General features: G+C 73.9%; 2 protein-coding genes. Both read left to right on the plus strand.

What is annotated here, in order from left to right:
* The coding region (locus AC156L_RS03445; protein WP_484406579.1) for an amino acid adenylation domain-containing protein at positions 1 to 4,481 on the plus strand (4,481 nt) is incomplete at its 5' end.
* Between the two features lie 7 nt (positions 4,482 to 4,488).
* Positions 4,489 to 9,778: amino acid adenylation domain-containing protein (locus AC156L_RS03450; RefSeq protein WP_484406581.1), on the plus strand; the 5,290-nt coding region annotated here is incomplete at its 3' end.

Genomic DNA, 9,778 nt, shown 5'->3' on the forward strand with positions numbered 1-9,778 from the left:
CCGGCGGCCGTCTCGTGGTCGTGCCGTACGCGGTCAGCCGGGACGTGGAGGCGTTCCACGCGCTCGTGCGCGACGAGGGCGTGACGGTCCTGAGCCAGACCCCGTCGGCGTTCCGCCAGTTCGAGACGGTCGACGAGCAGTCGGCGGGTGAGCTGTCCCTGCGGGCCGTGGTGTTCGGCGGTGAGGCCCTGCACCGGCCGTCGGTGCGCAGGTGGGCGTCGAGGCACGGGTACACCGCCCCGCTGCTGGTGAACATGTACGGCATCACCGAGACCACCGTCCACGTCACGTACCTGGCCCTCGGCGAGCAGGACCTGGAGCGCGACCTCAGCCAGATCGGCCGCCCCCTGCCCGACCTGAGCGTGCACGTGCTGGACGCGCACGGCCGCCCCTGCCCGATCGGCGTGACCGGCGAGATCCACGTCGGCGGCGCGGGCCTCGCCCGCGGCTACACCGGGCTCCCGGCGCTGACCGCCGAGCGCTTCGTGCCCGACCACCGCACCGGCCGGGCCGGTGCCCGGCTCTACCGCAGCGGCGACCTCGGCCGCTGGAACGCGCGGGGCGGGCTGGAGTACGTCGGCCGCGCCGACGCCCAGGTGAAGATCCGCGGCTACCGCATCGAGACCGGTGAGGTCGAGACGGTCCTGGGCACCCACCCCGGTCTGCTGGAGGCGGCCGTCGTCGCCCGCACCGGCCCCGACGGCCAGGCCGACCTGGCGGGCTACCTGGTGCCCGACGGCGAGGCGCCGTCCACGGACGAGCTGCGCGCGTGGCTGCGCAAGCGGTTGCCGGACTACATGGTGCCGCGGCACCTCGTGACGCTCGACGAGCTCCCCCTGACCCCGCAGGGCAAGGTGGACCGCAAGGCCCTGCCCGAACCGGAGGCCGTCCGCCCCGAGCTGGCCCAGGAGTACGTCGCCCCGGTCGGCGCCGTCGAGGAGGCGCTGGCCGAGGTCTGGCAGCGGGTGCTGGGCGTGGACCGGGTCGGCAGGCACGACAACTTCTTCGACCTGGGCGGCGATTCCATCCGCAGCATCCAGGTCCTCGGCCAGGCCAGGAACGGCGGGCTCTCCTTCGACCTCCAGGACCTGTTCCGCAGCCCCACCACGGCCGGGCTCGCGACGCGCGTGGAGGCCGTGACCGCCACGGGGACCGGGCCCGTCGTCCGCGAACCGTTCGCCCTGGTGTCCGAGGAGGACAGGGCGCTGCTGCCGGAGGGCCTGGAGGACGCCTACCCGATGGCGGAGCTCCAGGTCGGCATGGTCTACGAGATGGAGCTGAACCCGGAGCGCCGGGCGTACCACAACCTGGACGGGCTCCGGATCGTCGGACCCTACGACGAGGCGGCCTTCCGCGACGCGACGGCACGGGTCGTCGCGCGCCACCCGATCCTGCGCACCTCGTTCGACCTCAGCGGTTTCAGCGAGCCGATGCAGCTCGTGCACCGGACCGCGGAGATGCCGTTCACCGTCGAGGACCTGCGCCACCACGACGAGGCCACCAGGGACCAGCTCCTCGACGACCACGTGCTCTCGGAGCGCCGCCGTCCGTTCGACCACTCCAAGCCCCTGCTGCTGCGCTTCGCCCTGCACCGGCTGACCGACGAGTCGTTCCAGTGGACGATCACCGAGCACCACGCCATCTTCGACGGCTGGAGCCTGCACTCCACCATCTCCGAGATCGCCGAGGTGTACCAGCGGCTGCTGGCGGGCGAGGACCCCGTGCTCACCCCGCCCGGCTCCGCCTACCGCGACTTCATCGCCGCCGAACGGGAGACGCTGGCCTCCGAGGAGAGCCGGGGGTTCTGGCTCGACCGCGTCGGGGACCGGCCGGACTGCCGCCTGCCCCGCTGGCCCGCCGACCGCCCGACCAGCCTGACCGGCCGCGCGCAGGAGCACGAGTGGCGCGAGCACCACCCCGACCAGGGCTACGGCTCCGTCGAGACGCTGCTGCCGGAGGAGCTGTGCGACGGGCTGCGGCAGCTGGCGCGCGAGTGCTCCGTGCCGCTCAAGGCCGTGCTGCTGGTGGCGCACCTGAAGGTGATGAGCCTGGTCACCGGGACGTCCGACCTCCTGGTGGGCCTCACCGCGAACGGGCGGCTGGAGGAGGAGGGCGGCACCGAGGTGCGCGGCATGTTCCTCAACACCGTGCCGTTCCGCATCGAGCTGCCCGACGGCACCTGGCGCGACCTGGTGCGGGCCGTGTTCGAGACCGAGCGCGAACTCCTGCCGCACCGGCGCTACCCGCTCGGCGCGCTCCAGCGCGAGGTCGGCGGCGAGCCGCTGTTCGAGGTGAACTTCGTCCACAACCACTTCCACGTGCTGGACAGGGCCTTCGGCCCCGGTCTCATGCGCATCGCGGACGACAAGATCGACAGCTTCACCACGGACCGGGCCGAGCCGACCAACTTCCCGCTCAACGTGGGCGTGATCCGCAACCCGTACTCCAACCGCCTGCTGTTCGGGATGGACTACCACACCGAAGTCCTGACCCCGGACCAGGTTCTGCTCTACCGCGACTACTACCTGCGGGTCATGGCCGAGATGGTGGCCGACCCGGAGGCGCGCCACCGGTGGGTGCCGCTGCTCGGCGAGGACGAGCGCGGGCTGCTGGAGTCGTGGAACGCCAACGAGGCCGAGGTGCCGCCGGTGCTGGTGCACCGGATGTTCGAGGAGCGCGCCGCGGCGTCGCCGGACTCGGTCGCGGTGGAGTCGGGCGGGACCTCGCTGACCTACGGCGAGCTGAACGCGCGGGCCAACCGGCTGGCCCGTCGGCTGCGGGACCTCGGCGTCGGACCGGACGTCCCGGTGGCGCTGTGCCAGGACCGCTCGCTCGGCATGATCACCAGCCTGCTGGCCGTCCTGAAGGCCGGTGGCGTCTACGTGCCGGTCGAGCCCGAGTTCCCCGTGGAGCGCATGGCCTACATGCTGCGGGAGGTCTCCGCCGGGCTGGTGCTGGCGGGCGAGCGGGCCGTCGACCGCGTGCCCGAGGGCCCGTGGCGGGTCGTGGTCGTGGACGAGTCGCTGTGGGCCGACGGCGACGACGGGAACCTCGACGGCGGCGCGGCGCTGGACAACGGCTTCTACGTGATCTTCACGTCGGGGTCCACCGGCCAGCCCAAGGGCGTGGTGACCCGGCACCGCAACGTGACCGAGCTGCTGCACGGCGGCGAGTTCCTCACCCTGAACCCGACCGACACCCTGCTCCAGCTCGCGCCGCTGTCGTTCGACAACTCGACGTTCGAGGTGTGGGCGCCGCTGGTGGGCGGCGCGCGGCTGGTGCTGGCACCGCCGGTGCAGTACGGGCCTCGGGAGATCGCGGAGTGGGTCGTCGAGGCGGGCGTGACGGTGCTGCACGCCACGGCGTCGCTGTTCGCGCTGCTGGTCGACCACGAGCCGCAGGCGTTCGACGGCCTGCGCCGCTTCCTCACCGGCAGCGAGACGGTGTCGCCGGGGCACGTGGAGCGGGTGCTGGAGCGCTGCCCCGACCTGGAGCTGGTGAACTGCTGGGGGCCGACGGAGACCACGACGTTCTCGGTCTGCGGCGTGTACCGGCGTGGGACCGTGCCGTCCGGCGCGCTGCCGCTGGGCTCCCCGCTCGTCAACACCCAGGTGTGGGTGCTGGACGAGGCAGGGCTGCCGGTGCCGGTCGGCTCGTCCGGCGAGCTGTACGTGTCCGGCCCGTGCCTGGCGCGCGGCTACCTCGGCAGGCCCGCGCTGACGGCGGAGCGCTTCGTGCCGCACCCGTTCCGGGCGGGCGAACGCCTGTACCGCACGGGCGACCGGGGTCGCTGGTCGGTCGACGGCCGGGTGGAGTTCTTCGGCCGCACCGACCACATGGTCAAGGTCCGCGGGTACCGCGTCGAACTCGGCGAGGTCGAGGCGGCCCTGCGCGAGCACCCCGACCTGCGCGAGTGCGTGGTGGTCACCCGCGCCAACACCACGGCGGGCATCGACCTCGTGGGCTACGCCGTCATGGACGGCGTCGCCCCCACGTCCGGCGAGCTGCGGACGTGGCTCGGGCAGCGGCTGCCGTCCTACATGGTGCCGCGCCTGTTCGTGTTCCTCGACGAGCTGCCGCTCACCCCCAGGGCGAAGATCGACCGGCGCGCGCTGCCGGAGCCGAAGGAGACGCGCCAGGACGACGCGGAGGAGTTCGTGCCGCCGGTCGGCGAGGTGGAGGAGCTGCTGGCGGGCATCTGGTCCCGCGTGCTCGACGTGGACCGGGTCGGCAGGAACGACAACTTCTTCGACCTGGGCGGCGACTCGATCCGCAGCATCCAGGTCGTGGGGCAGGCGCGGACGAAGGGGCTCGTCGTCGGTCTCCAGCAGCTGAACCAGCACCCCACGGTGCGGGCGCTGAGCGAGGTCGTCGAGCCTCGGCAGGCCGCGGAACCGGTGCCCGCCACGGCATCGCCGTTCGCGATGCTGTCGGAGCGGGACCGCGAACTGCTCGCCGCGCGCACGACCGGCGAGCGGTGACGACCCGATGAGCGCAGTGGACGACGCGGTGATCACGCAGGACCCGCCCCGGCTCGTGGACGCCTACCCCATGTCGGAGCTCCAGGTCGGCATGGTCTACGAGATGGAGCGCGACCCGGAGCGGTTGCCCTACCACAACGTGCACACGTTGAAGGTGGCCGGAGCGTTCGACGAGGCGTGCTTCCGGCGCGCCGTGGCCGCGGTCGTCGCCCGGCACCCCGTCCTGCGCACCTCGTTCGCCCTGTCCGGGTTCAGCGAGCCCATGCAGCTCGTCCACGACAGGGCCGAGGTCCCCATCACCGTGGTGGACGGGGGAGCGACGCTGGCGGACCACCTGGCCACCGAGCGGCGCACGCCGCTGGACCTGTCGGTCGCGCCGCTGTGCCGCATGGGCGTGCACGTCCTGTCGCCCGAGGCGTTCCAGTGGACGTTCACCGAGCACCACTCGATCCTCGACGGCTGGAGCCTGGCGTCCGTCGTCTCGGAGATCACCGACGCGTACCGGGGCCTCCTCGTCGGCGAGGAGCCGGTGGCGGCCCCGCCGCGCTCGACCTACCGGGACTACGTCGCCGCCGAGCGCGCGGCGCTGGAGTCCGCTGAGAGCACCGGGTTCTGGCGCGACCGGCTCGCGGAGCTCCCGGACAGCCGCCTGCCGCGCTGGCCCTCGGACCGGCCGGTGCTGCCCACCGCCACCGAGGTGGCCGGGCAGCGGCACGTCCACGACGGGGACCGGGGCTACGGCTCGCTGGTGAGCCCGCTGCCCGCCGACCTGCCGCCCCGGCTGCGCGAGCTGGCCCGCTCGTGCCGGGTGCCGGTGAAGGCGGTGCTGCTGGCCGCGCACGTGAAGGCGATGAGCCTGGTCACCGGCTCGCGCGACGTCGTGGTCGGGCTGACCGCCAACGGGCGGCTGGAGGAGGAGGGCGGCGCCGACGTCTGCGGCCTGTTCGTCAACACCGTGCCGTTCCGCGTGGAGCTGGCCGACGGGAGCTGGCGCGACCTGGTCCGCGCGGTCTTCGCCACCGAGAACGACCTGCTGCCGCACCGCCGCTACCCGATGGGCGCGCTCCAGCGCGAACTCGGCGGCTCACCGCTGTTCGAGACCAACTTCGTCTACACCGACTTCCAGCAGATCGCCGGGGCGGGCGACGACGAGGCGCTGGGCGACGTCGCCCGCACGCACTTCGCGCTGGTGGTGGCGTTCGTCCGCGAACCGGGCGGCGACGGGTTGAACCTGGAACTGGAGTACGACGCGCGGGCGTTCCCCGCCGCGCAGGTCGCCGTGCTGCGCGACCACTACGCGCGGGTGCTGGCCGAGATGGTGGCCGACCCGGACGCCGAGCACCGCTGGGTGCCGCTGCTCGGCGCGGACGAGCGGGCCCTGCTGGAGTCGTGGAACGCGAACGAGGCCGACGTGCCCCCGACGCCCGTGCACCGCGCGGTCGAGGAGCGGGTCGCGGCCTCGCCCGACGCGGTGGCCCTGGTGTCGGGCGAGGTGTCGCTGACCTACGCGGAGCTGAACGAGCGGGCGAACCGGGTGGCGCACGGGTTGCGCGACCTCGGCATCGGCCCCGACACGGCGGTCGGCGTGTGCGTCGAGCGGTCCGTCGAGATGGTCGTCGCCTGGCTCGCGGTCCTCAAGGCGGGCGGCCTGTACGTGCCGCTCGACCCCGCTTTCCCCGCCGCCCGGCTGGAGTTCATGCTCCAGCGCTCCGCCGCCCCGCTGGTGCTCACCGCGGGACAGGCCGCGCGCGGCGTCCCCGATGGCCCGTGGCGCGTGCTCGACGTGGGCGACGTGGAGTCGGGTGACGGCGAGAACCCCACGGGCGGGGCGGGGCCGGACCACGGCTGCTACGTGATCTTCACGTCCGGGTCGACGGGGCAGCCGAAGGGCGTGGTGGCCCGGCACCGCAACGTGACCGAGCTGCTGCACGGCGGCGGGACCACGACCGTGCGGCCGGACGACGCGCTGCTCCAGATCGCCACGGCCTCCTTCGACGTGTCGACGTTCGAGGTGTGGGCGCCGCTGGTCGCGGGCGCGCGGCTCGTGCTGGCCCCCGCCGTGCGGTACGGGCCCCGGGAGGTCGCGGAGTGGGTGGCGGAGTCGGGCGTGACGGTGCTGCACGCGACCGCCTCGCTGTTCGCGCTGCTGGTGGACCACGAGCCGCAGGCGTTCGACGGCCTGCGCCGGGTCCTGACCGGCAGCGAGACGGTGTCGCCCGGCCACGTCGCGCGGATCCTGGAGCGCTGCCCCGACCTGGAGGTCGTGAACTGCTGGGGGCCCACGGAGACCACGACGTTCTCGGTCTGCGGGTCGTTCCGGCGCGGTGACGTGCCCGCCGGCGCGCTGCCGCTGGGCGTGCCGCTGGTGAACACGCAGGTGTGGGTGGTCGACGACGCCGGGATGCCGGTGCCGATCGGGTCGCCCGGCGAGCTGTGCGTGTCCGGTCCGTGCCTCGCGCGCGGCTACCTGGGCCAGCCCGGTCTGACCGCGGACCGCTTCCTGCCGCACCCGTTCCGCGCGGGCGAACGCCTCTACCGCACCGGTGACCGGGGCCGCTGGTCGGCCGACGGCCGGGTGGAGTTCCTCGGGCGCGTGGACCACATGGTCAAGGTGCGCGGGTACCGGGTCGAACTCGGCGAGGTCGAGGCCGCCCTGCGCGACCTCCCCGGCCTGCGGGACTGCGTGGTCGTGACCCGCGCGAACACGACGGTCGGCGTCGACCTGGTGGCCTACCTGGTCGTGGACGGCACGACGCCGCTGACCGGCGAGGTGCGGGCGTGGCTGGAACGGCGGCTGCCGACGTACATGGTGCCGCGCCTGTTCGTGTTCCTCGACGAACTCCCGCTCACGGCGCGGGGCAAGGTCGACCGCCGCGCGCTGCCCGACCCGGACGAGTCGCGCCCGGAGGTGGCGCAGGAGTACGTGCCGCCGGTCGGCGCGGTCGAGGAGCTGCTGGCCGGGATCTGGTGCCGGGTCCTCGGCGTGGACCGGGTGGGCAGGCACGACAACTTCTTCGACCTGGGCGGCGACTCCATCCGCAGCATCCAGGTCCTCGGCGAGGTCAGGGACGCGGGGCTGACCGCGAGCCTGGCGGCCATGCTCGCGAACCCGACGCCCGCGGGTCTCGCCGCCGAACTGCTCGACGACGTGGACGCCGCGCCGCGGTCCGAGCCGTTCTCCGTGCTCGCCGACGAGGACAGGGCGCTGCTGCCGGACGGGCTGGAGGACGCCTACCCGATGGCGGAGCTCCAGGTCGGCATGGTCTACGAGATGGAGCGCGACCCCGAGCGCAAGCCGTACCACAACGTCCACACCCTGCGGCTGACCGGAGCGTTCGACGAGACCCGCTTCCGCGCCGCGCTCGCGCTGGTCACCGCGCGGCACCCCGTCCTGCGGACCTCGTTCGACATGAGCCGGTACGGCGTGCCGGTGCAGCTCGTGCACCCGTCGGCCGAGATCCCCCTCTCCGTCGTCGACCTGCGCGGGACGCCGGAGGACACCCGGCGCGCGACCGTGGACGAGCACCTGGCCGTCGAGCGGCGCACCTCCCTGGACGTCACCTCGGCACCGCTGTGCCGGATGGCCGTGCACGTGCTGTCCGACACCGCCTTCCAGTGGACCGTCACCGAGCACCACGCCGTCCTGGACGGCTGGAGCCTGACCTCCACCCTCGCCGAGATCAGCACGACCTACGACGACCTCCTCGCCGGGCACGACGTCCACCCCGTCCCGCTCCGCTCGTCCTACCGCGACTTCATCGCCGCCGAGCGCGCCGCCCTGGCCTCGGAGGAGAGCGGGCGGTACTGGCGCGAGCGCCTGGCGGGCACCGACGGGAGCCCGCTGCCCCGCTGGTCGGTGACGGCGGACGGCCTCGGGGACACCGTCGCGGGCGAGCGCCACGACCGCGACGAGGCACTGGGCCACGGCTCGCTCGTCACGGGGCTGCCCGCCGAGCTGCGCGCGGACGTCGAGGCGTTCGCCCGCCGGGCCGGGGTCCCGGTCAAGACGGTCCTGCTCGCCGCGCACCTGCGCGTGCTCTCCGCCGTCACCGGCGGCGGCGACGTGACCACCGGTCTGTCGTTCCACGGCCGCCTGGAGGAGGCGGACGGCGCGGAGGTGCGCGGTCTGTTCCTCAACACCCTGCCGTTCCGGGTCGCGCTCCCCGACGGGAGCTGGCAGGACCTCGCCCGCGCGGTCTTCGAGGCCGAGCGGGACGTCCTGCCGCACCGCCGCTACCCGATGGCCGCGCTCCAGCGCGAACTCGGCGGCACGTCCCTGTTCGACGTCGGCTTCGTCTACAACGACTTCCACCAGTTCGGCGGGCTCGCCGAGGGCGCCGGGTCGTGGCACCTCGACGCCGCCGACCAGGGGCCGTCCGGGTCCACCAGCACCAGCTTCCCGCTGCTCGTCTCGGTCAGCCGGGAGGCGGGCGCCGACGGGCTGCGCCTGGAGCTGGAGTACGACACCCGCCAGCTCACCCGCGAGCAGGCCGTCCTGCTGCGCGACTACCACCTGCGCGCGCTCCGCGCCATGACCGCCGACCCCTCCGCGCACCACCCGACGGCCGTGCTCGTCCCGAGCCGGGAGGCCCGGACGGTGGCGGCGTGGTCGCGGGCGGCGGTGGACGTGCCCGGCGCGACGACCGTGCACGAGCTGGTGGCGGCGGCGACCTCGGCCCGGCCCGACGCGGTGGCCCTGACCGGTGACGGCACCTCCCTGACCTACCGGGAGCTGACCGACCGCGCCGACCTGCTGGCGCACCGGCTGCGCCGCCTCGGCGTCGGCCCCGAGGTGTGCGTCGGCGTGTACCTGGAGCGGTCGTGGGAGACCGTGGTGGCGTGCCTGGCCGTGCTGCGCGCAGGCGGCGTGTACGTGCCGCTGGACACGGCGTTCCCCGCCGACCGCCTGGAGTTCATGCTCCGCGACGTCGGCGCCCCGCTGGTCGTCGTGCACGCGGCGACGGCCGCGTCCGTCCCCGGTGGACCGTGGGAGCTGGTCGACCTGGCGGACCCGGCGGAGGCCGGGGACGTCGAACTCCCGGCCGTCCAGCCGGACCACGGCTGCTACGTGATCTTCACGTCGGGGTCGACCGGTCGTCCGAAGGGGACGACGGTGACGCACCGCAACGTGGTGCGGCTCATCCGCGGGGTGCGCGAGCGCCTGCCGTTCGGGCAGGACGACGTGTGGACCCTGTTCCACAGCTTCGCCTTCGACTTCTCCGTCTGGGAGATGTGGGGCGCGCTGACCACCGGCGGCCGTCTCGTGGTCGTGCCGTACGCGGTCAGCCGGGACGTGG

Source organism: Umezawaea sp. (assembly GCF_057122925.1).